A 26,293-nucleotide genomic window follows, 5' to 3' on the forward strand; every position below is an offset into this window, starting at 1 on the left:
CATCACCCTTCCTTGCTCTTAACACGACGCTCGACAATGAAGCGCAAAATCAGAATAATCACCGCAAATACCACTAATATGGAAGAAACCGCAAATGCCGCCGTGAGATTAAATTCGTTAAACAAGATCTCCACGTGCAAGGGCAGTGTGTTGGTTTTCCCTCTCAAATGGCCTGACACAACAGAAACTGCACCAAATTCCCCCAGTGCACGGGCAGTGCACAGAATCACACCGTAGAGCAGACTCCATTTGATATGTGGAAAAGTAATCTTGCGAAAAATTCGAAACCCATTGGCTCCCATCAATGCGGCGGCTTCTTCCTCATCGCTGCCCTGGGCCTGCATCAGCGGAATCAATTCACGAGAAACAAAAGGAAATGTCACAAAAATTGTGGCCAGTACAATTCCGGGGACGGCAAAGACTATTTTGGCTCCCAACGCCTCTACCAGGGGATTAGCCCAGCCAATGCGCCCAAAAACCAGTATAAACACGAGACCAGCAATGATAGGCGAGATGGAAAAGGGAATATCAATCAACGTCGTCAAGGCCTGCTTGCCCCGGAATCGAAACTTGGTGATTGCCCAGGCCGCAAATAGCCCAAACACGGTATTAATCACAACCGTGATAGACGTAGCAAAAAGAGTAAGTTCCATGGCTTTGACGGCATAATCATCGGTAATTGCTGCCCCAAAGGTCTCCCAGCCCTGCCTAAGAGCGTAAACCAACACCGTAATCAGCGGCAAGATCAGCATGACAACCAGAAAGGCTATGCCTAAACCAATCAACACGATTTGAACGATTTTACTTTTCAAACTACGACCCCCTTGCTACTTTGTTTATTGCTGCCTGGAGTACATTGATTCCAAACAATATCACGAATGCAAATAGAATCATCACCAGGGCAATTGACGTTGCAGCAGCATAGTTAAACTGCTCTAGCTTACTCATGATAATCAACGGCGTTATCTGCGTTTTGTAGGGGATATTCCCTGCAATAAACACGACACTCCCATATTCACCGATAGCCCGTGCAAAAGCCAGACCGAAGCCAGTTAACGCCGCCGGCAAGATCTCTGGTAAAATGACTTTACAAAAGATACGGAATCTACTGGCACCCAACACCGTAGCCGCTTCCTCAAACTGTGGGTCAAGCTTTTCCAGTACAGGCTGGATTGACCGCACAACAAAAGGAATGCCGATAAAGACCATGGCGATAGTGATTCCTATGGTAGTATAGGAAATCTTTACATCGATTTTATCAAACAGGGCGCCGATCCAGCCCTTGTCAGAATACAACGTAGTAAGGGCGATACCTGCAACTGCGGTGGGCAAAGCGAAGGGCAATTCAATCAAGCCATCCAGCAAGCTTTTCAAGGGGAATTGGTAACGTGTTAAAATCCAAGCTAGAAGAATCCCAAAACTGACATTGATGACAGCCGCAATTAACGCACAAGAAAAGCTGACTTTATAAGTGGCCATAGTCTGCTCATCTGTAATATTCTGCCAGAAACCTGCAAAAGTTGTATCCGAAAGAGTGAGCAGTACCGAGCATAAAGGGATAAGTACAATCAGACTGAGCATCGTAATGGTGATGCCCATGGAAAGTCCGAATCCCGGAATTACTGTATTATTTCTTTTTCTTTTATTTTTCAGGCTGAGCATATGCACATCCCCCAATATCATTCTCTCATTTCAATTGCCGTGGCTGACTAGAACTGCAAAATGCAATTTGCCGAACACGCCAATGATTGTTCAAGGAATTATTTGCTATAAATCTGGTCAAAAATGGCCCCGTCTGCGAAAAACTTCTCCGTTGCGGCCGTCCAGCCGCCAAATTCGTCGTCGATATTAACCAGGGTGACCTTGAGATCAAATACATCGCTGAATTCCTTCAGGATGTCTGGATTGGAAGGCCGATAATAATTCTTCCCTTCCAGCCGCTGTGCTTCGTCGGAATAAAGGTACTCCAGGTACGCCTTTGACACTTCCTCCGTTCCGTGCTTTTCAACATTGGCATCGACAATCGCCACGGAAGGCTGCGCTAAAATACTCAGGCTGGGTGTAATGATTTCAAATTCACCCGGATGCTCCTTGATGGCTAGAAAAGCTTCATTTTCCCATGCGAGAAGCACATCCCCCTGACCGTTTTCAACAAACGTGGTGGTCGCCCCTCGTGCTCCGGAATCCAGAACTGTCACGTTGGCATAAAGCTTCTTTAAGAACAGCTTGCTCTTTGCTTCATCCCCTCCGTAGAGCTTATCGGCAAACGCCCAGGCCGCCAGGAAATTCCATCTAGCCCCTCCAGAAGTTTTAGGGTCTGGTGTGATCACTTCGATACCAGGTTTCACAATATCGGACCAGTCATTCAGCTTCTTGGGATTGTCTTTGCGAACCAGGAAGACGATGGTAGAGGTGTACGGAGCACTATTCTTGGAGAATTCCTGCACCCAGCCGTCATTGATTAATCCAGCCTTGCGCACTTCATCCACATCCCCTTCCAGAGCCAAAGTCACCACATCGGCTTCGTTGCCTTCAATCACCGAGCGAGCCTGTTTCCCCGATCCACCGTGGGATTGTGTAATCTCCACCTCTTGACCTTTTGTCTCTTTCCAATAATCTTGAAAAAGCTTATTGTACTGCTCGTAAAGCTCGCGGGTTGGATCATAAGATACGTTTGTGATTTCGACCTTGGCCAGTGCTTTCCCGTCGGCATTTCCGTCTTCATTTGCGCCAGGACTGCCATTTCCTACACAACCAGTGAAAACTCCTGTCATCAGCGCAAGACTCAATGTTGCAGCCAGCAGTTTTTTGGCAGACAAAGATTTGTTTTTCATAGATAATACCCTCATTTCTTTTATATTTTTTGTTTCTATATTATGAGAAAAGCCTCTGAGAGGCATTCTTCGCTCACCTACGTTCGCATTTAAGCTGTAGCTTTTCTTGATATTCTGGTCATATCACATTCCTTCATTTCATATGACCAGTTGGGCAAATTCATATTATTCCTGTATGTTTAGTATGAAATACATCATATAAAAAAATCTATTCACTTGCAACAGTAAATTTGTAAATCGTTTGCGTGCCGCTACAGAGCCTTTACTACTCGTTCGTCTTCAGTGTCATGCTTTTCTTTTAAATAAATATCTTAACTAACAACAAAAGAAGCATAGTTCAACCTATGCTTCTTTCCAACTGTAGCCAAGCTTTTTCTTGTCTACCCTTTTTTCTTTGTCTGATAATCTTTTATTCTTAAAATCTACGAGGCCTGGACTTCATGGAGGCGAGAGAATATACCGCCTCTGCCAATCAACTCATCATGTGTCCCCATCTCTGCAATACCCGTTCCCTCCAGCACAACAATCAAATCAGCATCCCGCGTCGTAGAAAGCCGATGGGCAATCACCAATGTCGTTCGCTCCTTTGAAATCTCGTCTAAAGCCGCCTGAATCTCCCTCTCTGTTTTTGTATCCAAAGCAGAAGTCGCTTCATCTAAAATTAAAATAGGAGAATCCCTTAAAATTGCACGAGCAATAGCAAGCCGCTGTTTTTGTCCGCCAGACAGTAAGATGCCGCGTTCGCCAATAATCGTATCATAGCCCCTTTCCATTTTCTCAATGAAATCATGAGCATTTGCTGCTTTTGCTGCCGCAATAACATCTTCTCTTGTAGCATCTTTCCAACCATACACAATGTTTTCATATACGGTACCATTAAAAAGAAAGGTATCTTGAAGAACCATGGAGATGTTATCCCGTAAGCTGGAGAGGGTCACTTCCCGAATATCAACTCCATCAATTAGAACCGCCCCCTCTTGAGGGTCATAAAACCGATTAATTAAGTTGGCAATGGTACTCTTACCGACACCTGTTGTCCCAACCAAAGCCACCGTTTGCCCTGCATGAATGGTAAGGTTTATATTTTCCATTACCGGAATTTCTTCCTGATAAGCAAAAGAGAGGTCTTTCAGCACGATTTCACCTTGGACTTGCTGAAATATTTTTGCATTCTTTTTTTCTTTTACTTCTGGGATTTCATCAAGAACATCAAATACCCTGCGGCATCCCGCCCCCGCTTCTCCTGCCTTTTCTACAAGACCAGAAAAACTCTTTACCGGCCCATAAAACATCGAAAGGTACATGATAAATCCAACAATATCCGCAATGCTCACCTCTTCAATTCCCACTAAATAGCCACCATAAACGACTACAATCACCGTTCCCAGCGCCGTGACAAAGGCCAGCAATGGATAGGTTGTTTCAAAAAAGAAACTTGCGCGGAGATAGGCTAAACTGTGGCGTAAAGAAAGCTCTGCCACTTTGCGTTCTTCATGGCTTTGCTGGTTAAAGATTTGAATTTCCTTGATGCCCGAAAGGTTATCCTGTACAGTCCCTGCAAGTTCTCCTCTAACCCTGGAATTTTCTTTCCAGGTTGGCGACACATGACGGCTCTGCCAAAGGGTAATCCCCAGTAGAAAAGGAATCGTAATCAAACTCATCAAGGCAAGTTTTGCGTTAATCGTAAACAGCAAAGCTCCCACGCCAATAAAGGTCAGAATATTTACCAGAAAATCTGGGATCACGTGGGCTAAAAGCACTTCTGCATCCAGGGCATCATTCACTACACGACCGGTCAAGTCCCCTGTTCTGCTTTTATGGAAATATCGCAGGCTCATATGCTGTAACTTCCCGTAGAGCCGCTTGCGCAGATCTGCCACATAATGAAGAGCCGCATAATGATTCAGATATCCTGCCGCAGAGTTGCCTGCCGCTTGAAGCGCCGTAGCACCTAGAAGAAAAAGACCGATACGCAAGGTTTGTGTTTGAAAATCGCTGCTTCCTTCCGTGGCCAGTGCCGTTAATTCTCTTAATGCCCACGGAGTATAAAATCCGGCTACCGTGGATACCACGAGGGCACAAACCGCAAGAATCAGATAAATCCAGTACGTTCTTGCCTCTCGAAATATCCTCAGTGCAGTTTTCATACAGCCATCGCCTCCTTTACAGAAAAGCTTTTTGTATGTAAGAGGTCATAGGTCAAGCATACCGGTCGTCCGGTTCTTGGATCTCTGACAATTTCAGCATCAATGGAGAAAGCCTCCTTTAATACAGGGGGGACCATTACGTCCTCCGGGCTGCCATGCTGAATCATTTTTCCGCCGCGCACGGCAATCATGTAATCAGAAAAACGGGCTGCCAAATTCAAGTCATGTAAAACCATGGCAATGGTGCATTCCTGGCTGCGGTTCAGTTCGTGAAGCAGCTCCAGCACTTCAAGCTGATGGGCTAAATCGAGATAAGTTGTGGGCTCGTCAAGCAAAATTAAATCCGTCTGCTGAGCAAGTGCCATGGCAATCCACACTCTTTGCCGCTGCCCGCCAGACAGCGTATCCACTTCCCGATGCTCTAAATCCATAAGTTTGGTTACCGATATAGCCCATTGCACAATTTTTTTGTCTTCAGCGGTCAACTTTCCAAATCCCTTTTGGTGGGGGAATCTTCCATATGCAACCAGCTCACTTACCGTCAAGCCGCTGGGCGCACTAGGTGTCTGCGGTAAGATTGCCATCTTTTTAGCGATTTCCTTTGTAGAAAGTGTTGAAATATCTTCTCCGCTCAAATATACCATGCCATTCTTCGGTTTAAGAATGCGCCCAACCGCTTTTAATATAGTAGACTTTCCACATCCGTTGGGCCCAATGATGGAAGTAATTTTTTTATGAGGAATGGCTAAATTTAAATTTTCTACAATCACGGCATCATCGTAGGCAATGTCTAAATCTTTTGTTTCAATACTGTTCATATTGCCCTCCTTAATTTGCTTTCGCCAATAGATATAAAAAGTATGGTGTACTCAACACTGTAATTACAATGCCCGTAGGTACATCTGCTCCCAGACTGATAGTTCTTGTCAGTGTATCTGCAAACAGTACAACAATTGCACCACAAAGGGCAGATGCAGGGAGTAGAAGTTTATGATTTGGCCCCACTAATTTTCTTGCCATATGGGGAGAAATCATGCCTACAAAGAAAAAGTTTCCTCCTAGGGATACACTTCCCGAAGAAAGTGCTACAGCTGCTACAGATAAACCTATAAATTCAGGTTTTACTGCCACCCCAAGTCCGGCGGCCGTTTCATTGCCGAGGTTTAGCGTATTTAAGATATGTGCTTTATAAAATACATATCCGCATAAAATCAACGTCCATGGAATCAAAACAGCAAGATACTGCCATTCATCGCCCCATAAACTGCCTGCACTCCATCGCTGGATGAAATCCATCTGATTCTGATCCAGCTTGAGGGTAAGCAGCGTGGTTAGGGCTCCATATCCACTTCCCAGAGCAACACCCATTAAAATCAATCCAGTAGGAGAGATGTCTTTGCCCTTTCGGTAAGAAAGCAGAAAAATCAAGCCAGCGGCAGTCATTCCACCGAAAAAAGAAAGTAATGGCATTAAGCTAGCAGAAGAGGCTGTCTTTGCAGAAAACAATATAACAAAAATGAGCACGAATAAACCGGAGCCAGAGCTGATGCCTAACGTACCAGGACTTGCCATATCGTTTCGAAGCAGGCTCTGCATAATGCAGCCAGAAATGCCCATTCCAACACCAACAAGGATAGCTAAGATAATGCGCGGAAGGCGAAATTCATAAATAATCAAATTTTGTTTTGCGGTACCTTTTCCTAAGATAACATCCCAGACTTCCAACGGAGTAAGATTCATCTTGCCTGAGTTCATGCTGATTACGGCAACTACTACCACCATGACAGCCATGACTAGCAAAAGAAACATTCCGTGATTTAGGGAGTAACGCTGTTTTTTCATTCAAATTCCCTCCTTTGCTTCCTTGCAAGGTAGAGAAAATACGGTACACCGATTACAGCAAAAATAATGCCAATTGGGGTCTCATAGGGCTTGTTGATTAATCTTCCTACTAGATCTGCAAAAACGGTGAGTACGGCGCCATAAAGTCCAGACGCTGGAATGATATACCGATAATCTACACCGACCAGATACCGCACAATATGGGGAGTAATCAGTCCAACAAAGCCAACCGGCCCAACAATAATGACAGAGATTCCTGTAAGCAGCAAGACAATCAGTGTAGAAATCCCTTTGACAAAGCGAGTTTTTAAGCCCAATCCTGTTGCTACCTCGTCCCCCAGGCTCAATACAGTAACTGAAGGCGAGAGCCCAATGGCTGTCAACACACCTACTGCGAAAAGCGGCAAAATCATCAAAAGTTCGCTCCATTTAGCACCTGCCGTTCCGCCTGCGGTCCAATAGGCCAGCGCATGGCCCAGATGGTACTTTATAGAAATGTACTGACTGAATGCGCCAAAGAGCATAGAAATAGAAATCCCTGCCAGAACAAGGCGCTGGGGTGTCATCCCGCTTTTGCCAAAAGACGCAATGAAATAGGTTATGGCAGTGGTTACTGCCGCGCCGATACAGGCAAACAGCATGGTTTGTCCATACGTGCGGGCCGGTAAAAATGCCATACACAAGGCCATAGCGAAAGTGGCACCGGAACTGATTCCCATCAATCCAGAGTCAGCAAGGGGGTTGCGCGTCGTTCCCTGCATAATGGCTCCGCAAATTGCCAGGCTGCACCCCACAATGAGGTCAGCGGCAGTTCGGGGAAGGCGAAGGGTTTGAATAATCTGATGTTCTGTCAAGTTTGGATCAAATCGAAAAATTGCCTCCCAAGCGGTAGAAAGCCGCATCTCAGCAGCACCAAAGGAAATAGATGCAGCGGATAGGAAAATTAAAAGTCCAAATCCAAGAAGCATATAAAGAGTAAAGCCAGCGGAGCCTTTGCGCCGCTGCTTCATGGATAAAAGTTTCATAGAAGTCTGTTCCTTTCCGGGGAAGCGTTCCAGTTACTCTGGCATAGCTAACATCGCATCTAGAAGATACTCCAGTTGTACACTAGAAGAATAAATATCGATATCGTAAAATAATGTAAAATCAATTGGAATCGTTCTGCCATTCTTTACTGCGGGAAGAGAATCCCAAATAGGGTTTCCATTCAGTTGATTGGTTTCTCCTGACAGGATTAAATAGTCTCCTGCATAATCTGGGATTACTTCCATGGAGACTTCTCGGTACTGATCCTTTGCAATAATCTCATTTTGAACAATCTCTGGAGCTTTAAATCCCAGGTGGCTGTAAATCAAGTCCCCGCCGCGGCCCCATTTGTCCCCAAACACCCACAGTCCTCCGTTTGCATCTTTCTCAAAAATGCTTACGGTTTTATCTAAAATCCCTTTTTCCTGTAGTGTTTCTTTTGCTTGGTTGAGTTGTTCCTCAAACTTTTCGATGGCCTCTTCCGCCTCCTGCTGGCGGTTTAGTACCTCCCCTAAGAAAGTCACCCGTTCTTCCATTGATAATTCTGTAAACGGAAGTAATACTGTAGGCGCAATCTTGGAAGCGACATCATACTGCTCCTGGTTCACCACTATAATTAAATCCGGATCATAAGATAAAATTTCTTCTGCTTCAAATTTACGCCAAACCGGTAAACCTTCCACTTCTTTTTCATATGCGGTTCCTACAACGTCATAAGTTGCCACGGGCTTCACCCCAAGGGCTAAGACATCCCCCATGCAATAAGTAACAAGAATCCGCTGCGGATCTGCTGGTAGTTCTACCTCTCCATGTGCAGTCTTTACCATTCTCGTTTCACCGCCAGTTTGTACTTCTGTATCGCATGCAGAAAAGACAAGCCCAATGACCAGCACCAGGAGAAATATTGCGATATATTTTTTTTTCCTAAACATGAAAATTACTTCCTCTCACTCTATTCTGACATGCTCTTAATGGCAGACACCGTATAATCCAGTTGTGCCGTTAAGCTAGCTACATCAGAATAATAGAACAAACCTTGGTATATTGCTGGAATTTCTGCAATTCGGCCTTCTGCAACTGCCGGAATGCTCTTCCAGATGTCGGTCTTTGCATATTCAGACTCTTTGCCTTCCTGCTGAAACCATAAAATATAGTCTCCAAAATATTCATGGGCAACCTCATAGCTTAACGTCCCTCTACCGTTTCCAGATTCTGCAATCAGACTCTCCAGCTTTGCTGGTTTTTTCAACCCAAGATAATTGTAAACTAAAGTACCGCCTCTGGAACCCGTCTCATATGCGATCCCGTTCCAATCACCGGATGGCCCCCAGTCTTCCATAATACTAAAGGTCTTTCCCTGGTACTTTTCACCGTTTAGTTCTGCTTTTGCTGCTGCCAGTTTCTCTTCAAAATTTGCAATTAAAGCTTCCGCTTCTTTCTCTTTGCCTGTAGCCTCACCAATGATCTGTAGACGCTCAATGGAGCTTACCCCTTCTTCTGGGATAACCAATACGGGTGCAATTTTACCAAACTTCTCAAAATCCTCTGCTTGGTATGTAATAATTAAATCAGGCTCTACTGCCATAATATCTTCTGCTGCCCAACTTTTCATTTTTGCCGCAGAAGAAAACTTTTCATAAAAAGGCATGGTTTCTTGCTCCCAAGCACTGTATCCAACTACATTTAAATCCAAAGAAAGCACATCTCCTATGTACCAGTTTACAACTACACGCTGGGGCTCTTTGGGAACCTCAAGGTCTCCCATCACTGTACTGATTGTGTGCATATCTGACGTTTCAGGCCCTTCTACGGCTGAGCCGCCGCATCCTGTCAGTACAAATAAAAGTAAACACAAAACACAAAATATGGATACATGTTTCTTCATATCAATTCTCCTTAAAATTATATGGTCTCTTCTCCTCAGAAAAGTAAGCGCTTACTTTCTTTCCATCTCCGAAGTTAGTCTAAGCTAACTCTTTGAAATACTAACATGAAAAAATTTATCTGTCAATATAGCCTACGCCTATTAACAAGAAGTGGTATTTTCTTATTATCCCTTAAATCCTAGTTTTCTGAATTGACATATGACTTTTATCACCATTTACTTTAATATATATGGAGTATAACTAAATCAAATTGGAGTATTATATTCTTGTTATTTTTTCTTTTTCAAGGTATAATTTGCCGATACATAATTTAGAAAGGGAGCAATCATGCGATGAATCAATATCAAACCGCCTCATGGGGTGCCATGGCGAAAAAATATAATTTAAATCAGCGCACTTACGGTCAGGGAACGGGGTATGACTTCCCCCCTCACTGGTCGAATGGATGGATTGTTGAATCATGCCCCGCAGAAGGCTTGTTCGTCTCCAGCGCCTGGTTTACGCCCGAAAAAAAAATTGTCCACACTGTGGACATAAAGAAGCCATGTTTATGGATTTTCTGCATAGACTGCGGAGACCTGATTTATTCCCAGCAAGGAAAATCAGCAGTGACCTTTACACCAATTACTCACGTGTTGATTAACCCCCAACGACCATTTCATTTGACCTTCCCTTCAGGAATTCATACTTGCTTTACCAGCGTTTTAGTATTTGATGATTTTTTACAGCCTTTTTTGCAATCAAAAACAACCCCGCCTAAAATCAGCATCGAAGATGCAAAATCGTGGGAAACAGAGCATTATAATACGCCGAATACCATGCTGATATTAGAGCAGATTCGCTGGGCATTGCGCAATGCAGATATGCCGCTGCTTGCTTATGAAGGGATGGTACTTCACTTGCTGTGCTCCATCGCCCGGAACTATCCTGCCGTTCCCGATCGAAGAAGTAATCGCCGAAACTACGTAACATGGGAAAATGAACAAAAAATTTATGCGGTTAAATTAAAAATTGACGAGAATATTCTTCAAGTTCCACCGATGGAAGAATTGGTAAAAACAGCCGGCATGAGCGAGAGCAAGCTACGGCTTAGTTTTAAAAACACCTATCAGATTCCCCTTTATGATTATATCCGCAGAGAAAAAATGAAACGAGCCATGCAGCTCTTATCCGCAGACCATCTTAGTATTCGCGATATTTCGGAGAGATGCGGCTACAAGAATGCAGCCAAATTTTCAGCTGCATTTCAAGATGTTCACGGGATGACTCCAAGTGAATTCAGAAAAGCTTTTAATTTGTGAATTTACACACACCAATTCTTACAAGCATACAATAAATAAGCGGAACGATAAAGGCCAACATGGTCACTATTTATTGTTGCGTATCAAGCCCGACCGCCCTATATAGAGTATAAAGTATTTACGCTAAAAAACATTTACTTTGGGAGGGATATCTTTGTCCAATATTGAAAGTCGCGTGTCAGAGCTGCTCTCAATGAAGCTTGACACGCTTGTTTTCTCCATGTATGAGGAAACCCTAGATGAAAACGAAAAAACTCGTCTTGATCCGTTGTCCATTCCCCAGTTTACCGAAGATTTGCTCATTCCCGATGTTTTTGATCCTGTGACAGAATGGAAATGCGGTCATGCAACGCATTCCTACGCCGTGGATATCAGTGAATTTAAACAGCAGGTCCTCCCCACCGGAATGCCCCAAACCCCCGTTTATGGTTATGGCGGCGTAGTTAAAGACCGTGAAACGGGCGAATGTGTATATAAACGATCCTCGCCGGGTCCGACCTTTGAAGCGGTACGCGGTCAGACTATACAGGTGCAATATATCAACCGCCTTGTCCGCCCCCATATGCTGGCTGTGGATCCGACGCTCCATTGGGCAAACCCTAATAACATGCCAATGGAACCGCCAAAACCGTGGCCTCTCTTTCCACCGGGATTTCCCAAGGCGCAGGCCCCGATTCCAACGGTCACACACCTACACGGCGGCGAAAACCCCGCTATTTATGATGGGCATCCCGACGCATGGTTTACGTCAGGAGAGGAGCGAGGCAGTGCCTTTGTGACAACAAAAATGATCTATGAGAATACCCAGCCGCCCGCCACTTTGTGGTATCACGATCATGCGATGGGAATCACACGGCTGAACGTCGTTGCCGGGCTTGCTGGCTTTTATTTGCTACGTGATCCTGCCGACCCGTGGGACTCGCCACAAGCACCTTTTGGCTCTCCTCTGCCTCATGGCAAATATGAAATTCCGCTTGTTTTACAGGACCGTATATTTAATACCGATGGTTCCGTCTATTATCCACAGGAAGGGGTTGCTCCTTCTGTCCATCCGTATTGGGTGCCGGGTTATATCGGTGATTGCCTCCTGGTAAATGGGAAAGTGTGGCCCCGTCTCTCAGTTGAACGCAAACGGTATCGCTTCCGGCTGCTTAACGGTTCAAATGAACGTGTATATAATCTAAGCTTTTCAACAGGTATGACCTTTTGGGCCATCGGAAGTGACAGTGGCTATCTGGAGCGTCCTGTCGAGTTAACCTCGCTGCTCATTGCTCCTGGTGAACGTTATGACTTGGTGGTGGATTTTTCATTCTGCCAGCCGGGTGAACAAATCTTTTTAAGAAATGATGCGCGAGCACCTTACCCTGCCGGTGATCCGGTGGAGGAGGCTACAACAGCCCGTGTGATGCGTTTTGATATCGGCACAGAGCCATGCCTGACGGGGCCACGCTTCTGTCTCCCGTCTTATTTGCAGCAGATTCCGCCGCTCCGGCAGGATAGTCCAGCTCGATTAATTGTTCTCAATGCCCAGGAATACGGGAGCACGGTTCTGATGATGACTCTCAACGGACTTCCGTGGATGGCCCCTGTGACGGAAACTCCTCGCGTTGGCTCCACCGAAGACTGGTTTATCATTAACCTTTTAGGCGGTGCTCACCCCATTCATCTTCACCTCGTACCATTTCAAATTATTTCGCGACAAGCAATTGATGCGGATGCCTACCAGAAAAAATGGCAGGAGCTAAACGGAACCCCTCCGATTATGAACGCGCCGCTCGCCGTTCCGTTTGAGCCTTATCTCACGGGTCCGCCTATGCCTCCAGCACCTCAAGAGTCTGCTTGGAAAGATACCGTGCTTGTAAACGTCAATGAGGTGCTGCATTTTCGGATACGCTTTGCCCCTCAGAGCGTATCTCCTTGTGCGGCAAGGCCTGGGGTTAATCTCTTCCCGTTTAATCCTAGCGCAGCACCAGGTTATGTCTGGCACTGTCATATCCTGGACCATGAGGATAATGAGATGATGCGCCCACTGCAAATTCTTCCCTAAGGCAAAAACCATATTAGATTTGTTGCCTTAAAGAAAACCCAAAGGACCGTCGATAAATATCGACGGTCCTTTTAATAAACTATCTGGATTTTTGTGGATACCAGCTCTGAACTACACTTACAAACAACTCGCTCCGCTGATATAGGGAAACGGTCCAGGTTTCAGCTTCCCAGTCTATATCACTGCCACTCTCTGATGATGGCTCTCCCAGCTTTTCTACAATCTGGCTGTCAAGCGAACTATAAAGCCCTTGGATATCGCTTTCTTCGCCAAGATATTGAGCCATCAAATCTGGAACAAAGGATTGTGTCACGCTATCCAATCTGTCGTTTTCAGCTCAGATCCGACAAGCTTATAATTCCATAAAAAAGAAACATTGAATCTTCAACCTTTCAATGCAAGCCACGTCAAATCTGGATATCATACTATTATCAGATGAGGATTTGAACTATTACTGCTTCAAACAATATAATCAAAAATTCAAATAATTATGGTTCTTCAAACAGTGGGCTATGGGCAGAATGCTCAAAGGTGTAAAACCCCTTAAGTGGAGTCTTGAGCTGAACATAATACTCTTTTTGCACCATCTTTTGGTTACTACGCGTGACATATTCCGTTACGGCAATCACGTCCTGCACAAACTGATCAGTAGTGTAGGCATTCGCCTTGCAGTCAGATGAGTAGGAGAGAGCGGTTTCGTAATAATTCCAATAGCAAACAGTAAAAATGCCCTCCAATCCGGTATCTATTTCTCCAGCCAAAAAGTAGTCTGGAATACCTGGCTCTCCAGACAGAAACAACAGTACGGTATTTATATTGTCTTTTCCTTTTAGAAACGCCCCCAGTAAGCGGTATTCCACTAGTATCACGATATAGTCTTGGCTTTCCACTACCGGGCGGGAATATAACCATGATGCCCACAAACAGGGCAAAAATCAGCAGGGTAACCCACACGCTTCGTTTCCTCCTTTGTCCGGATTTTAGTATAGATAAACAAAAATTCATGTATAGGTTCAAATCCTTATACATGACTTTAACTTGTATCATTAGGTCAAAAAAGATGTACTGGTAGTATATTTTAATCTGGTTAGAGCCTATTGTTGGAATTCATATGATGATCTCACTCATCGCTTACTTATTGATATGCTTCTCTCCCCACTGATACATAAGGTCAAGGATAGGAATAAGTGTTTTGCCTTCATTAGTCAATGAGTATTCAACTTTGGGGGGTACTTCATTATACTGCTCCCGATGAATTAACTTGCTTGTTTCCAGCTCCTTCAACTGTTTGCTCAATGTTTTATGTGCAATTGGCTGTAATTCTTCTCTCAATTTATTGTATCGTATTACTTTTGCCTTATAAATTTCCCATAAGATAATCCATTTCCATTTGCCCTCTACGACTGACATTGTGTAGTACATGGGGCATTTCCCATACTTGCTTTCAAAATCTATCATAAGAACCTCCTTACTAACCAAAAGTTTAGTATATAACAAATATGTGCGTACTTGTTTGTTTTTCCATAAGCATATATAATCTGAATTGCAAAGTCAAGGTTAATATTAGGAGGATAATTTGATGAAAGTTATAGCGATAAACGGAAGCCCCAGAAAAACCCAGAATACAGCAACTTTGCTCGAAAAAGCTCTTGAAGGTGCGAAATCGCAAGGAGCTGAAACAGAGTTAATTCATCTTTACGACTTGGAGTATAAAGGATGCGTCAGTTGTTTTGCCTGCAAACTTAAAGACGGAAAAAGCTACGGGAAATGTGCCTATCGTGATGGACTGACAATGGTATTAAAGAAAATTGAGAAGGTAGATGCTATCATCCTCGGATCACCAATTTATTTTGAATCTGTTACAGGAGAGATGCGATCATTTTTGGAACGTCTGATGTTTCCTTATCAGACATATACCGAAGGATATAGAAGTATATTTGGTCGAAAGATACACACCGGTTTCATTTACACTATGAATGTAACTTCGGAGCAAATGGATAAATCAAGTTACATGCAGGGATTGCAGTTTGCAGAAGCGGATTTAAAACGTGTATTCGGCCATTTTGAAGCCTTGATAGTAAATGATACCTATCAGTTTGATGATTACTCAAAATATGTGGTTACTACCTTCAACGGTAATGAAAAAGCCAAAGTAAAGGAAAAGCAATTCCCTGAACACTGCAACAAAGCATTTAATTTAGGCCTCAGATTTGCTCAACAAGAAGAGTTGTTATAAGGATCGCAGACCGAAGATAAATGTAAATTATCGACCTATTGTAGCAAAACTACACAAAAGAGGAACCAGACCCGAAGGTTTGATTCCTCTTTTCATTTGGTCGGGACGACAGGATTCGAACCTGCGGCCTATTACTCCCGAAGCAATCGCGCTACCAAGCTGCGCCACGTCCCGCGGGAAAATGGAGCTACTGACAAGAATCGAACTTGCGACCTGCACGTTACGAATGTGCTGCTCTACCGACTGAGCTACAGTAGCCTAATTGACGCAACCTTCGCATCAACATCATATATTCTACTATATTTTTTTCTATTATGCAATAGTTCTCACAGCTCCCTCAAAATTTTTTTGTAGGACAGGATGTGTTCCTATTGTTTTGGTTAAGTAATATATTGCGATTGTTCATCATAATTTTAACAAGATATCCATGTATCAATGTAACAGGCCACATCCGTCTCTGCTATACCAAAAACTTAGAAAGGAGCACATGATTACACTGGTTTTTCTATGTGTACATCATATCAGGTATCTAAATGAAAACACAAGAAATCAAATTAAAAGAAATCTTAAAACAACGAGGGATTGACATGAGGGATATTGATAGCCAGCTGGAAGGCAACATTCCCGAAGCAAAAGAAAGCTCCCAGCGCCTTATGGAAACGTATTATACCCTAAAAGTGTCTGCCGATATGGAGGCAGCTTACTGGTACAACAGAACCTGGTGGGAAAATGATGGAGATCTCATTGAAGTCAGACGAGCCAAGGCAGTAGCGGCATGTTTGTCCCATATGACACCTACCATTCAACCTTATGAAAAGCTTGTCATGAATAAAACAAAATACGTCAGAGGTGGATTTCCTTTTCCTTGGACCACAGCCAGCTTCTTTAATGCGCAGGCGGAAGCGTTAATGGCGGAGGTTGATGCTCCGGCAGAAAGCGAAGCTGATGCAGTCAGCGTAGTTGGCGCAGGCGGAGGAAATGTAACAGAAAGTTATGGAGACGTAATTTCCATTGCTAAAAAATTTGGTATGCGCAAGGAAGATATACCGGTCCTTGTAAAAACCTCCCGCCCTTGGGCTGGCATTTCAGTGGAAGAATTAAGCGATAAATATTCGAAAATGACCCCTGGATATGAACAGTACCGTCAAATTATGGACAGTGTCATCTGCATGTTTGATTCCTTTGCCATCACACAAGGGAGGGAAGTAATCAATTATTATCTGCCCCTTCAATATGGCTTTGACCGGATTATTGAATTATGTGATGAAAAAATTTCTGAGCTCATGGGTGAAGCTGGCGATGATGGGGATTTTGGCATGAGCAAAGCGTATTACTATGTAGCTATGAAAGAAATTACCAAAGGATTAAGCACTTGGTGTGATAATTATTCAAAACAGGCCAAATATTTAGCGTCCATTGAAAAAGAAGAAGAATTAAGAATAAATTATGAAAAAATCGCTGAAGTTATGCATCATGTTGCCCATAAGAAGCCGGACAGTTTCTGGGAGGCCATTCAAATGACACTTTGCTGTCATTTAGGGGTTACGAATGAAGATGCCATGTCCGGTTTATCCATCGGTAGGCTTGGCCAAATTTTGCAGCCCTATTATGATAAAGATATTCGTGAAGGTATCATGAATGACGAAGAGATTATCGAACTGCTTGAACTATACAGAATCAAGATTACCTGCATTGAATGTTTTGCTTCGGCCGGTGTCTCTGGTGGAGTTCTTTCTGGTAATACTTTTAACAATCTTTCTCTGGGAGGTTTAAATTACGATGGCCTCACCGCAGTGACGCCTTTGGAATATTTAATCGTGGAAGCCGGTATGCGGAATAGAACTCCTCAGCCTACTTTAAGTGTGTTGTTCGATGAAAAAACACCAGAAGATTTCCTGATGAAAACCGCAGCCTGTACCAAACTAGGCCTTGGGTATCCGGCCTGGATGAACAATCAGGTTGGTATAAACTTTATGTTGAGTAATTATGGACCAGAGGGAATGGATCTTCATGATGCCCGAGCCTGGTGTCTAGGCGGCTGCCTGGAGTCTGCACCGGGTTGTTTTCAGCCCCTTGACTACGATGGAAAGGTTACCATGATTCCAGGAGGTGCGTCACCTAGCTGCTCTACTGGCATTCATTTTATTGCATTACCAAAAATATTAGAGCTAGTTTTGACCAACGGGTTGGATAAAAGAACCGGCAAACAAGTCTATCCTCCGCATAATTTGAAACTCGATTCATATGAAACCGTAATAAAGCAATGGAAAAGATATCTTGAACGGACTACTGATGTGTTGAATCGCTGCAACAATATTCAGATGGATATTTGGCGCAAGCACGCTATGCCAGTTGTCAACTCCTTACTGAAACCTGACTGTTTTGCCAAAGGCCGGCATATGGGAACACTGGGAGCTCGCTACAATGCCTCAGCTAACTTTGAATCCTGCGGTACCATAACTCTTATCAATTCATTAAGCGCTTTAAAGAAAATTGTTTTCGACGATCGACAGTTTACTGTTGGGGAAATGACAGAAGCCTTACTGGATAACTTTGGTTTTAAGACGGCTTATGACACCGGCGTATTTTCACCAGATTTCAGAGAAAGTACGGAAAACAGTGAGAAGTATGAAGAAATCTTTGCGGCCAGCTTAAATGCTCCTAAATATGGTAATGCCGATCCATATGCGGATGCTATTTTAAAGAATTACGAAAATTATATGTACAATATGCTTCGCACATTTAAATCCTATTACGGCAAACCTTTATATCTATGTCAGATCTCTGTATCAACACATGGCCCTCAAGGCTTTATTACCTTGGCCACAGCCGACGGAAGACTAGCTGGAACAACGTATGCAGATGGGTCCTTATCTGCGGCAGCAGGAACGGATAAGAACGGCCTATATGCCATTTTTGAATCAGCAACGGTTTACGATCACTCTCTGCATCAAAATTCTCAGATGAATTTAAAGCTTCATCCAAGCGCAGTAAAAGGAATGAACGGAACGCGAAAGCTATTGGACGTTATACGGGCCTATATGCGTAAGGGCGGATTCCATGTCCAATTTAATGTCGTTGATTCTAACACCTTGCGGAATGCCCAGAGCACACCGGAAAAATATAGAGATCTAATGGTACGGGTGGCCGGCTTTACCCAATACTGGTGTGAAATCGGCAAACCAATTCAAGATGAAGTTATTTTTAGAACGCAATATGAAGAAGCGTAAGAATAATCGCCCAAAAGGAGATAAATGTGATGAGACATTATGATTGTAAAAATTATATCAATCTAGACTGTGAGAAAGGCATGTGTGCGTTAAATAAAGGGATTTTGCCCATTGACGGGGAAGGCAGCAAGGTCTGTCCTCAGTTCACACCAGCAGAAAAATGCGGCAACTGCAAGCAATTCATTAATCCGGATAAGTATGGTATCGGAACGTGCACCGGTCTGCAAAAAGAAAACTGGGCCTATGCTACGTGTGGGGCTTCCACCTGCCCTGGTTATAAATCTGTGTAAATCCTATGAATGAAAAAGGTATTTTATTTGACATCCAAAGCTTTTGTGTTCATGATGGTCCAGGATGCAGAACCACTGTATTTTTTTCGGGCTGCCCCCTTTCCTGTAAATGGTGTGCAAATCCGGAAAGCTGGAAGATGCAAAAACAGCTTCTGTTTGCCGATACCGTATGCAAATGGGAAAAGGGCTGCAGGGCATGCAAAACGGTATGCCCTCATGGCTCAATTCAATTTACCGATAATGGCAAACCTGAAATCAACAGGGATATCTGCAAACACTGCACGACCTTTGAGTGTACCGATATTTGCCCTAATAATGCCTTACGGAAGTGCGGTAAAGAATATACAGTGGATGAATTGATGGATATTCTGCGCCGGGACTTTAATAACTGGGGTTGTGAAGGCGGTGTAACATTTTCTGGCGGAGAGCCGTTACTACATCATCCATTTCTCCTAGAAGTATTAAAAAGGTGTTATACCTTGCAAATCAATACCGCAATTGAAACCTGCGCTTATGCAGAGCCGGAAATATTTTTAGAAATTATGAAATACATTCATTTTGCTTTTATTGATGTTAAAAATATGGATCAAGAAAAACATCTAGAAGGCACAGGATTCTCTAATGATTTAATACTTTCAAATATTGAACTGCTTAAAAAATCCGGCTGGAACGGCCGATTGGTTTTAAGGCAGCCAACCATAGCAGGATACAATGACAGTCAAGAAAATGCTCGCAAGCTAATGGAATTCATGGTAAAAAATGAATTATATGAAATTAATCTACTGAAATTTCACAAACTTGGCCTGTCTAAATGGAATCAATTAGGAAAGCCATGTGCATATCATGCACATGGCTATGTGACGGATGAAAAGATGCAATCTCTCCAAGCCTTCTATTTAGATCATGATATCGCCTGTTACGTTGGTGATCATACATCTTTTTAACAGGCCCTTAGAATTTTAGTCTCTAAACACCTGATTTCCCGCTGCAAAAAAACGAATCATCTCGGCGGTCAGGGCAATCTTCTCCTCGTTGATGGGAATATCCTCCCTGGCGAACCAGGTGCCCTCCGCCAATTCTCCATCCTCTAGCGTGACGGCATTGTCCCCGTCCAGCCGAGCAAAGAAGCCTACTAACAGGGTGTCGGAGAAAGACCAGGGTTGACTCTTATAGTAGGTAATATCCTTAACTTTCAGACCTACCTCCTCCATGACCTCCCGATGCACAGTGGCCTCCAGGCTTTCCCCCACTTCACTAAACCCAGCAATCAAAGCATACTTCTTGTAGGCCCTGCCTGCATATCGGGTCATCAGCAGCTTATCACCATCGACGATGCCCACGATGATGGCCGGAGATATTCTAGGATATTCTGTAATATTACAGTTTTCACAAACCATACATCGCTCGTTCTCGCTGTAATGCAAGGGCTTTCCGCAGCGTCCGCAGTGCCGATGGTTCACCAGCCAGCGATTTATCTGTGCCGCCGTAATCCCTGCAAAGCCTCGTTCCATCTCTTCCAGGGAACGAAAGGCCTCCTGAGCATACCAGCTCAGCACCATTTCTGGTCCAGCCTCCAAGTCTTCTTTTCCTAACTCTTCCGCTCTTAGGTTTACAGAAAAATATTTATAGTCATCTATAGAAAACAAGTAGTTGGCCCGCTCTTTCCATCCGGAGACCTTTTCCTCCTGCTTCCAATCTGTCAAGGCAGCTACCTCCCCAAAGGTAAGAAATTCTGCCGCATTCTCCTGCCCTTCTGGATGTTTCATTAGGACGGCATCTTCGTAAAATAACAAGGCATAGTCGTTGTCTGCCGCTTTTCTATTTCTATAGGTAATATCAAATTTATGTGGTTCAATATCCTGTATCATCTGACTGCCTTCTTTCTCTTACATGGTATAAAAATCTTGGGCTCGAATTTGCAACTCCACCCCATCACGGATGATGTAACCCCGAGCTACCTTTTCCAGCACTCTGTCCTTTCGCAGTCCATCAAAGGTCCGCAGCAGATGCCGATAACTGGTGCCCAACAGTTCTGCCACCTCCGTGAGATTTTCGTTAAACAAGCCCTCTTCACTGGTCATCAGCACGTAAGAACATAGTCGAGTCTCCAGCGGAAGCAAAATATTAATCGCACCGTTTCTGGCGCACCGATCCAGCTTTCGAGCCAGATGTGCCCCTACAAAATTCATAAAGGTGACGTTCTTTCGCAGTCGTTCTCCGCCGTAACTCATGGGAATGCCCATGCAGGTGACTTCGGTCAAGGCCTGAACATTGGTGGTGCAGACCCCGTCGGTCATCAACTCAATATCCCCTAAGATGCCCGATTTGGTGTAAAAAGCCAGCAATAGAGATTTGCCATTGCTGACGTTAATAAAAGTCTTCGCCTTGCCGCTAATCATAAACAAGAGGTATTCCATAGGAAAGCCCTCTCGGCAAAGATACTGCCCTTTTTCAAACTTTAATACCCGCACATCTCCGGTCTCAAAATCCGATAAGCCGTACTTCTGCAATTCACTTTTCATCGTCACTGTTAAACTGCTGTTTGACATAATTATCGCTCCTTTCCACCTGTTCCAAACTCTGCTTTGCCCACATATTTTTCTTCAATTATGACATATGTCATATGTAAATTCAAGAGTTTTTGTTATCCTATAGAAAATATCGCCCAAAGCGATATGGATAGAATAAAAAAAGCTGCCGCTTACTCGCAAGGGGAAAGGAAACGCAATATGTATTATTTTTTATCGGTGCTGGCCGGCGCTATTATCGCTGTCATGATTGCTGTCAATGGCGTACTGACTGCTCACTGCAACATTTACGTTGCTACAGTGATCATCCATGTGATGGGCCTGATTATGATCTCTCTCATCCTCATTCGCCACCGGGAAAATCCCATGCCTTGGAAGAATAAGAAACTGCCACTTTTGCTCTACTCCGGGGGGCTGGTGGGTGTGGCTACCACTGTTTTCAACAATATGGCCTTTGGAAAAATCAGCATGTCAGCGATTTTAGCCATCGTCCTGCTGGGTCAAAGCGTCACGTCTATCGTCATCGATCATTTTGGCTGGCTGGATATGCCGCATCAATCCTTTAATAAGAAAAAACTTATCGGCTTATCCTTTATCGTTTTAGGGATCGGCCTGATTATGTTTCTATAATGTCAACCTAAAAGAGAAACTGCCACTATGATCTCTATCCTCATAAATTCAGAAAATAGGAGAAATATGTTATGCTTACTGCAATTATCGTTTCATTTTTGGCCGGCGTGACTGTAGTGGTCTCCAGAACCACCAACGCTCGGCTGGCTGCCGAAACCAGCCTGCTGAAGAGCACTTTTTACAACTACGTAATAGGTCTTACCTGCTCTCTTCTGGTACTGTTCTTTCTGCATCTCTTTATATCTGCCCAGTTCTCGGGGCTTTCCCTGCCTTTGCAGCCTTGGAGCCAGCTTTGGATTTACTTGGGTGGAGCCATGGGTGTATGCACGGTGAGCATTTCCAATGCAGTGGTTACTCGGATTTCCTCCTTCTACGTGACCTTACTCATGTTCGTCGGTCAAGTCTTCGCTGGAATCCTTTTGGATGTAATCATCAGTCATACCCTCTCCCTGGGAATCCTTCTGGGAGGCACCTGTGTAGCTATCGGCCTGGTAATAAACCTGTGGATTGATAAGCGGCAACAAGCAAAGAAATTTATTTCCTCCCGTGTCTAATGGAAACAAGCCTTACTTTACCACCCGGTAAGCACAGCCTTCAAAAGCCACATCAAACTTGCAGACACTCTTATACATACAGTAGGTACACGCCGTCTCATTGCCAGACTTGCCCGGAGATACATCTACTCGCCCCTCCCCCAACTGGCTGCACAGCTCGGTAATCTTCTGATCTACCGCCTGCTGCAATTCGGCGAATTCCTCACTGGTGAGAAGCTTATCTTTTCCGGTACCTACGATGGCCCCGTCCTTATTCCGACGAACCGGCACGATATCCGAACTGCCTTCGAACTCTCCGGCGATGCTGTCCAGCACAGCCGGCTCATCCACCAGGATTCCATCCAGCTTAAAAGACTTTCTAAATTCTGCTTGTACCTTCTTTTGCAAAGCCTGACTATCCCAATCACTGGCATCGAAAATTGGCTCATCCAGCTTAAAGTAGAAGGCCCCCGCAGGACGATGCTCCGATAAGGATCTCTCATTCTCCCCCCTAGCAGAACCAGCTTCCTGCTTTCCTGCTTCTGCTCCCGGGTCTCCCAACGCAGCCTTCAAATACAGCATTAATTGCAGCCGCCAGCCCGCCTTGGCCTCCTGGAGGTCAAATTTTTCATTGCCCGATTTATAGTCAATAATCTTTACATACTCCCCTGGCAGCATGTCCACTCGGTCAATCTTCCCCTCGATGAGAACGCTTCCCAAGGCAGTCTTCACCTGAATAGGTGGGAACGACTTTCTGGAGGCCTGGCCAAACTCTGCTTCAAAAAATACCTCCTGAATCTTCCCCTGCTGAACGTGCTCCACCAAAATCCAAGCCGCATCGGTACACACCCGCTTCATGCGGCCAGCCTTGTAGCTCTCCTCATTACCGCCGTACAGCAAGCCTTCTTTGTACTGAGCGCCCTCCCCTTCCATAAAGTCGGCTACAAAAGCCCCACATTCTGCCGGGGTCATGGTCATCCACTTTGAATCTGGATTAGTGATGGGTATACCTTTCTCTGTCAGATGCTCCGACAGCCGCATGAGGCACAGGTGATAGATGTCCCCCATCTCCCGGCCTGCAATTTCAAATACCCGCTTTTCCTCCGGCCGCAGTCCATAAGATAAAAAGTGCGCAAAGGGACATCTTGCAAATTTCTCCAGCCTAGAAGGGCTAAGGGATAGCTCCCGCCGCTCGTCTCTCTTGTAAAGTTGCTCCGCTAAAGCCGTATTCATGCGTTCCTCTCGGATTTTAAAGAATAAGCCCTCTTCTACCTGCCTTAAGGAGTCTCCCTCATTAAGCCGATACCAATCCAGTGCCGCTTTAAAACAGTCCCTGACTGGCTCTCCTTCGAGATTCTTTCGCAGGGCTTCCGTCAGATGCTTTACGCCGTTATTGCGGGATTCCAGCAACAACAGTGGATTTCTTTGACTGATGATATCTCTGCGAATCTCCACCTGCGGAAAAATGGCAGTCAGTTTATTAAATACAGTAGAAGGCTTCAACTCTCTGCCGTCGTTATCCGACACTGCGTAGCTGACGAACAAATAGCGCTCTGGTTTAGCCAGCGTCCGATACAGTGCCATCTTTTCTTCCATGGCCCGCAGCTCATCCAGTTTGCACATTTCTACTGAACGGTTATAGAGTGCCATCTTCTCATCGTCGTTTAAAATGCCGTCTCCGCTGACCGCAGAAGGCAGAATACCATCATTAGCACCTACCACCACCAAGGCTTGAATCTGCCCGGTTCTGGTCCGCTGCATCGTTCCCACGATGATTTCATCTATGGTAGCCGGGAGCATCCCCAATTCTACCGATTCAAAGCCTGCACGCAGCACCGTCTCTAACTGGTCCAAGCTCAACCGCTCACTGCCGAGAACGGTCACCAGCTGATCATAAAGTTCCATGAGAATCTTCCAGATTTGCGTCATCTCAAAAGCCTGTTCATAGTACCCTTTCTGATTCTGCTCCTCCATCATCCGCTGGATGTGCTCCGGAACTTGGAGGTGATTTTTTAAGTAATCGTAGAAGACAGCAATTTTTTCCTTGACGGTCTCTGCTGTTTTTAAAGGCTCTGAAAAGGCGACCATAGCTTCCACTATCTGCTGCCTGGCCTGATTAATCTCTTGGAATTCTTCTGGCAGGTAATCCCCTGCCCCCTTGGCAAAGGGCTTCTTCCACATGCTGCCCCGTATTTTAAACTTGTAGGCGTAATTCTCCAGCTGCTCTGCCTGATCTTGAGAGAGGCCCATCAGTCCAGTCTTGATTAAGCCCACGACAGTATCTGCGTTCAATCGGCCTCTGGCCATCTGCATCAGATAAACATGGAGACTGATAACAGGGTTATGAAGTATACTTCTCTTTCGGTCCATAAAAGGGTGCAGTCCATATTCCTGAAAAACTCGGCTAAGAATGGAGCCTCGCACCTCTAAATCATTACAGATGACGGCGATATCCCTGTAGCGCAATCCCTCTTCCCGCAACAGCCGCAGAATATAGGCTGCTGCCGTTTCCGCTTCGGCATAAGGGTTAGCTGCCCGGACCAAGGTAACGGCTTCCGCCTTCTTCGTCCATTTGCGAGCGGGTATGGCAAACAGTTCGGTTTCAATAGCAGACAGTTCGGGGGCCGCTGGCTGTCTGAAGTAATCTGTTTCCCTAATTTGCTGGGTGGTATAGGGTTTAGAGAGCCCTTCCGACAGTTGCTCCAGCTTGCGAATCATCGCTCCGGTCAGCTCAAAAATCTCACTGTCCCGATCCCCCTGACTGTAGGTTAAGACTACGTTTACGTGGATAGCCCGAGCAATCAGCTCCCCTATAAGGTCCAGATTTTGAGGCGCGAAATAATCGAATCCGTAGACCCATATTTCGCAGTGCTGAATCATCTTCGAATCCTTTATCCGCTGGATGCAGTGCTGTAAATAGTCTTCTGTATCAATAAAGCTGCCTGCTATAGACTGTTCATATCTTTCGTAAATCAGCTGTACATCTTTTAGCTTTTCTTTCAATATTGATTTTTCTTCTAATTTATTTAGAATTTCAGGTAGTGCTTCTGGCGGCGTATTATACTGCTTCATCTCCGAAATCAAATCGTTCATCAAGTCAATAAAGGCCGCCTTATTCTCCAGTCCTCTGAATACCTGCAAATGGTCTTTTTCCTCAGCGATAATCTTAGACAGCAGCATATGACGTCCATACTTGTCCAACCGAGAAACCTTTTCACCTCCTACCTCCTGGAGAACCCGCAGTCCTAACCGGGAAGGGCTAATAACCTCCAGGTCCATAAGTCCCTGAACCCCCAGACATTGAAAAGCGTTTCGCTCCGCCTGGAGGGTAAACTGGTCTGGCACCAACACCAAAGTCCGTCCTTGAACCCGCCCGAATATAAATTTATCCTTATCAATATGTTCTCTTCCATAATAAATATTCAGCATCTCTTACGCCACTTCCTCTTCTTTCCTGGGGTTTGCAGTTGCTACTGTTGCTAGCCTGTCCAAGCTGTGCGGCTTGCTGACAGACGCATGCAAGTAAATCACCACTCTTCGATTTGTAGATTTCTACTGCTGCCAGCCTGTCCAAGCTGTATTGCGGTTTGCCGACAGACTCATGCAAGGAAATCACAAATCTTTGATTTGTAGATTTCTACTGCTGCCAGCCTGTCCAAGCTGCATTGCGGTTTGCCGACAGACTCATGCAAGGAAATCACAAATCTCTGATTTGTAGATTTCTACTGCTGTCAGCCTGTCCAAGCTGTATTGCGGCTTGCTG

The 26,293-nt window shown here is 44.7% G+C and carries 23 protein-coding genes and 2 tRNA genes; 8 read left to right on the forward strand and 17 right to left on the reverse strand.

Annotated elements, in window-relative coordinates; translation table 11 throughout:
* Positions 1 to 2 precede the first annotated feature (2 nt).
* From cysW to Ami103574_RS14755, 9 genes are all read right to left on the reverse strand, one after another.
* Entirely contained in the window at positions 3 to 812 is an 810-nt protein-coding gene (gene cysW, locus Ami103574_RS14715; protein WP_163067711.1) for a sulfate ABC transporter permease subunit CysW, read from the reverse strand.
* Between the two features lies 1 nt (position 813).
* Complete coding sequence (gene cysT / locus Ami103574_RS14720) at positions 814 to 1,662, reverse strand: sulfate ABC transporter permease subunit CysT (RefSeq protein ID WP_163067712.1); 849 nt, start codon at positions 1,660 to 1,662, stop codon at positions 814 to 816.
* 98 nt (positions 1,663 to 1,760) lie between these two features.
* Entirely contained in the window at positions 1,761 to 2,834 is a 1,074-nt protein-coding gene (locus Ami103574_RS14725; RefSeq protein WP_170295614.1) for a sulfate ABC transporter substrate-binding protein, read from the reverse strand.
* Between the two features lie 422 nt (positions 2,835 to 3,256).
* Positions 3,257 to 4,981: an ABC transporter ATP-binding protein gene (locus tag Ami103574_RS14730; protein WP_163067713.1), complete on the reverse strand. Its 1,725-nt coding sequence runs from the start codon at positions 4,979 to 4,981 to the stop codon at positions 3,257 to 3,259.
* Entirely contained in the window at positions 4,978 to 5,799 is an 822-nt protein-coding gene (locus Ami103574_RS14735; RefSeq protein WP_163067714.1) for an ABC transporter ATP-binding protein, read from the reverse strand. Before Ami103574_RS14735 ends, Ami103574_RS14730 begins: the two co-directional genes overlap by 4 nt.
* 10 nt (positions 5,800 to 5,809) lie before the next feature.
* Complete coding sequence (locus Ami103574_RS14740; RefSeq protein ID WP_163067715.1) at positions 5,810 to 6,823, reverse strand: FecCD family ABC transporter permease; 1,014 nt, start codon at positions 6,821 to 6,823, stop codon at positions 5,810 to 5,812.
* The gene (locus Ami103574_RS14745) at positions 6,820 to 7,848 is read right to left on the reverse strand and encodes a FecCD family ABC transporter permease (protein ID WP_163067716.1); all 1,029 of its coding nucleotides are present in this window, start codon (positions 7,846 to 7,848) and stop codon (positions 6,820 to 6,822) included. The genes Ami103574_RS14740 and Ami103574_RS14745 overlap by 4 nt, the downstream gene beginning before the upstream one ends.
* 33 nt (positions 7,849 to 7,881) lie before the next feature.
* Positions 7,882 to 8,781, reverse strand: coding sequence for an ABC transporter substrate-binding protein (locus Ami103574_RS14750; RefSeq protein WP_163067717.1), 900 nt, complete (start codon positions 8,779 to 8,781; stop codon positions 7,882 to 7,884).
* Positions 8,782 to 8,801: 20 nt separating this feature from the next.
* Positions 8,802 to 9,734 carry an ABC transporter substrate-binding protein gene (locus tag Ami103574_RS14755; protein WP_163067718.1) on the reverse strand — a complete coding sequence of 311 codons (933 nt, stop codon included), beginning with the start codon at positions 9,732 to 9,734 and terminating at the stop codon, positions 8,802 to 8,804.
* A gap of 333 nt (positions 9,735 to 10,067) precedes the next feature.
* Here Ami103574_RS14755 and Ami103574_RS14760 point away from each other — a divergent pair, with 333 nt between their 5' ends.
* Entirely contained in the window at positions 10,068 to 11,036 is a 969-nt protein-coding gene (locus Ami103574_RS14760; RefSeq protein ID WP_163067719.1) for a helix-turn-helix domain-containing protein, read from the forward strand.
* 154 nt (positions 11,037 to 11,190) lie between these two features.
* Positions 11,191 to 13,083 carry a multicopper oxidase family protein gene (locus tag Ami103574_RS14765; protein WP_330587116.1) on the forward strand — a complete coding sequence of 631 codons (1,893 nt, stop codon included), beginning with the start codon at positions 11,191 to 11,193 and terminating at the stop codon, positions 13,081 to 13,083.
* A gap of 79 nt (positions 13,084 to 13,162) precedes the next feature.
* Here the strand turns inward: Ami103574_RS14765 and Ami103574_RS14770 are convergent, their stop codons facing one another.
* From Ami103574_RS14770 to Ami103574_RS14780, 3 genes are all read right to left on the reverse strand, one after another.
* Complete coding sequence (locus Ami103574_RS14770; RefSeq protein WP_163067720.1) at positions 13,163 to 13,405, reverse strand: hypothetical protein; 243 nt, start codon at positions 13,403 to 13,405, stop codon at positions 13,163 to 13,165.
* A 166-nt stretch (positions 13,406 to 13,571) separates the two neighbouring features.
* Positions 13,572 to 13,952, reverse strand: a complete 381-nt coding sequence (locus tag Ami103574_RS14775; protein WP_163067721.1) for a hypothetical protein — start codon at positions 13,950 to 13,952, stop codon at positions 13,572 to 13,574.
* A 262-nt stretch (positions 13,953 to 14,214) separates the two neighbouring features.
* On the reverse strand, positions 14,215 to 14,541 hold the full coding sequence (locus Ami103574_RS14780; RefSeq protein WP_158375165.1) for a winged helix-turn-helix transcriptional regulator: 327 nt from the start codon (positions 14,539 to 14,541) through the stop codon (positions 14,215 to 14,217).
* Between the two features lie 121 nt (positions 14,542 to 14,662).
* Here Ami103574_RS14780 and Ami103574_RS14785 point away from each other — a divergent pair, with 121 nt between their 5' ends.
* Positions 14,663 to 15,319, forward strand: a complete 657-nt coding sequence (locus Ami103574_RS14785) for a flavodoxin family protein (protein WP_163067722.1) — start codon at positions 14,663 to 14,665, stop codon at positions 15,317 to 15,319.
* Between the two features lie 97 nt (positions 15,320 to 15,416).
* On the opposite strand, the gene Ami103574_RS14790 is transcribed toward Ami103574_RS14785, so the two are convergent.
* Together Ami103574_RS14790 and Ami103574_RS14795 are read right to left on the reverse strand one after the other, a co-directional pair.
* Positions 15,417 to 15,493, reverse strand: a tRNA-Pro gene (locus tag Ami103574_RS14790).
* An 8-nt stretch (positions 15,494 to 15,501) separates the two neighbouring features.
* A tRNA-Thr gene (locus Ami103574_RS14795) sits at positions 15,502 to 15,577 on the reverse strand.
* 275 nt (positions 15,578 to 15,852) lie between these two features.
* On the opposite strand from Ami103574_RS14795, the gene hpdB reads away from it, so the two are divergent.
* The 3 genes from hpdB to hpdA are packed head-to-tail and all read left to right on the forward strand — an operon-like array spanning position 15,853 to position 19,783.
* On the forward strand, positions 15,853 to 18,549 hold the full coding sequence (gene hpdB, locus Ami103574_RS14800) for a 4-hydroxyphenylacetate decarboxylase large subunit (RefSeq protein WP_163067723.1): 2,697 nt from the start codon (positions 15,853 to 15,855) through the stop codon (positions 18,547 to 18,549).
* A gap of 29 nt (positions 18,550 to 18,578) precedes the next feature.
* A complete protein-coding gene (hpdC, locus tag Ami103574_RS14805) occupies positions 18,579 to 18,839 on the forward strand; it encodes a 4-hydroxyphenylacetate decarboxylase small subunit (protein WP_163067724.1) in 261 nt (86 codons plus the stop codon).
* 5 nt (positions 18,840 to 18,844) lie between these two features.
* Complete coding sequence (gene hpdA / locus Ami103574_RS14810; protein WP_163067725.1) at positions 18,845 to 19,783, forward strand: 4-hydroxyphenylacetate decarboxylase activase; 939 nt, start codon at positions 18,845 to 18,847, stop codon at positions 19,781 to 19,783.
* Between the two features lie 15 nt (positions 19,784 to 19,798).
* On the opposite strand, the gene nudC is transcribed toward hpdA, so the two are convergent.
* Together nudC and Ami103574_RS14820 are read right to left on the reverse strand one after the other, a co-directional pair.
* Entirely contained in the window at positions 19,799 to 20,707 is a 909-nt protein-coding gene (nudC, locus tag Ami103574_RS14815) for an NAD(+) diphosphatase (RefSeq protein ID WP_163067726.1), read from the reverse strand.
* Positions 20,708 to 20,725: 18 nt separating this feature from the next.
* Positions 20,726 to 21,388 carry a cyclic nucleotide-binding domain-containing protein gene (locus Ami103574_RS14820; protein ID WP_163067727.1) on the reverse strand — a complete coding sequence of 221 codons (663 nt, stop codon included), beginning with the start codon at positions 21,386 to 21,388 and terminating at the stop codon, positions 20,726 to 20,728.
* 180 nt (positions 21,389 to 21,568) lie between these two features.
* Between Ami103574_RS14820 and Ami103574_RS14825 the strand changes: the two genes are divergently transcribed.
* On the forward strand, positions 21,569 to 21,997 hold the full coding sequence (locus Ami103574_RS14825; protein ID WP_163067728.1) for a DMT family transporter: 429 nt from the start codon (positions 21,569 to 21,571) through the stop codon (positions 21,995 to 21,997).
* A gap of 71 nt (positions 21,998 to 22,068) precedes the next feature.
* The gene (locus Ami103574_RS14830) at positions 22,069 to 22,551 is read left to right on the forward strand and encodes a DMT family transporter (protein WP_163067729.1); all 483 of its coding nucleotides are present in this window, start codon (positions 22,069 to 22,071) and stop codon (positions 22,549 to 22,551) included.
* Between the two features lie 12 nt (positions 22,552 to 22,563).
* Here Ami103574_RS14830 and Ami103574_RS14835 read toward each other — a convergent pair whose 3' ends face one another.
* A complete protein-coding gene (locus Ami103574_RS14835) occupies positions 22,564 to 25,959 on the reverse strand; it encodes a PD-(D/E)XK nuclease family protein (protein ID WP_163067730.1) in 3,396 nt (1,131 codons plus the stop codon).
* Between the last annotated feature and the right edge of the window lie 334 nt (positions 25,960 to 26,293).

Source organism: Aminipila butyrica (genome assembly GCF_010669305.1).
Lineage (GTDB): Bacteria > Bacillota > Clostridia > Peptostreptococcales > Anaerovoracaceae > Aminipila > Aminipila butyrica.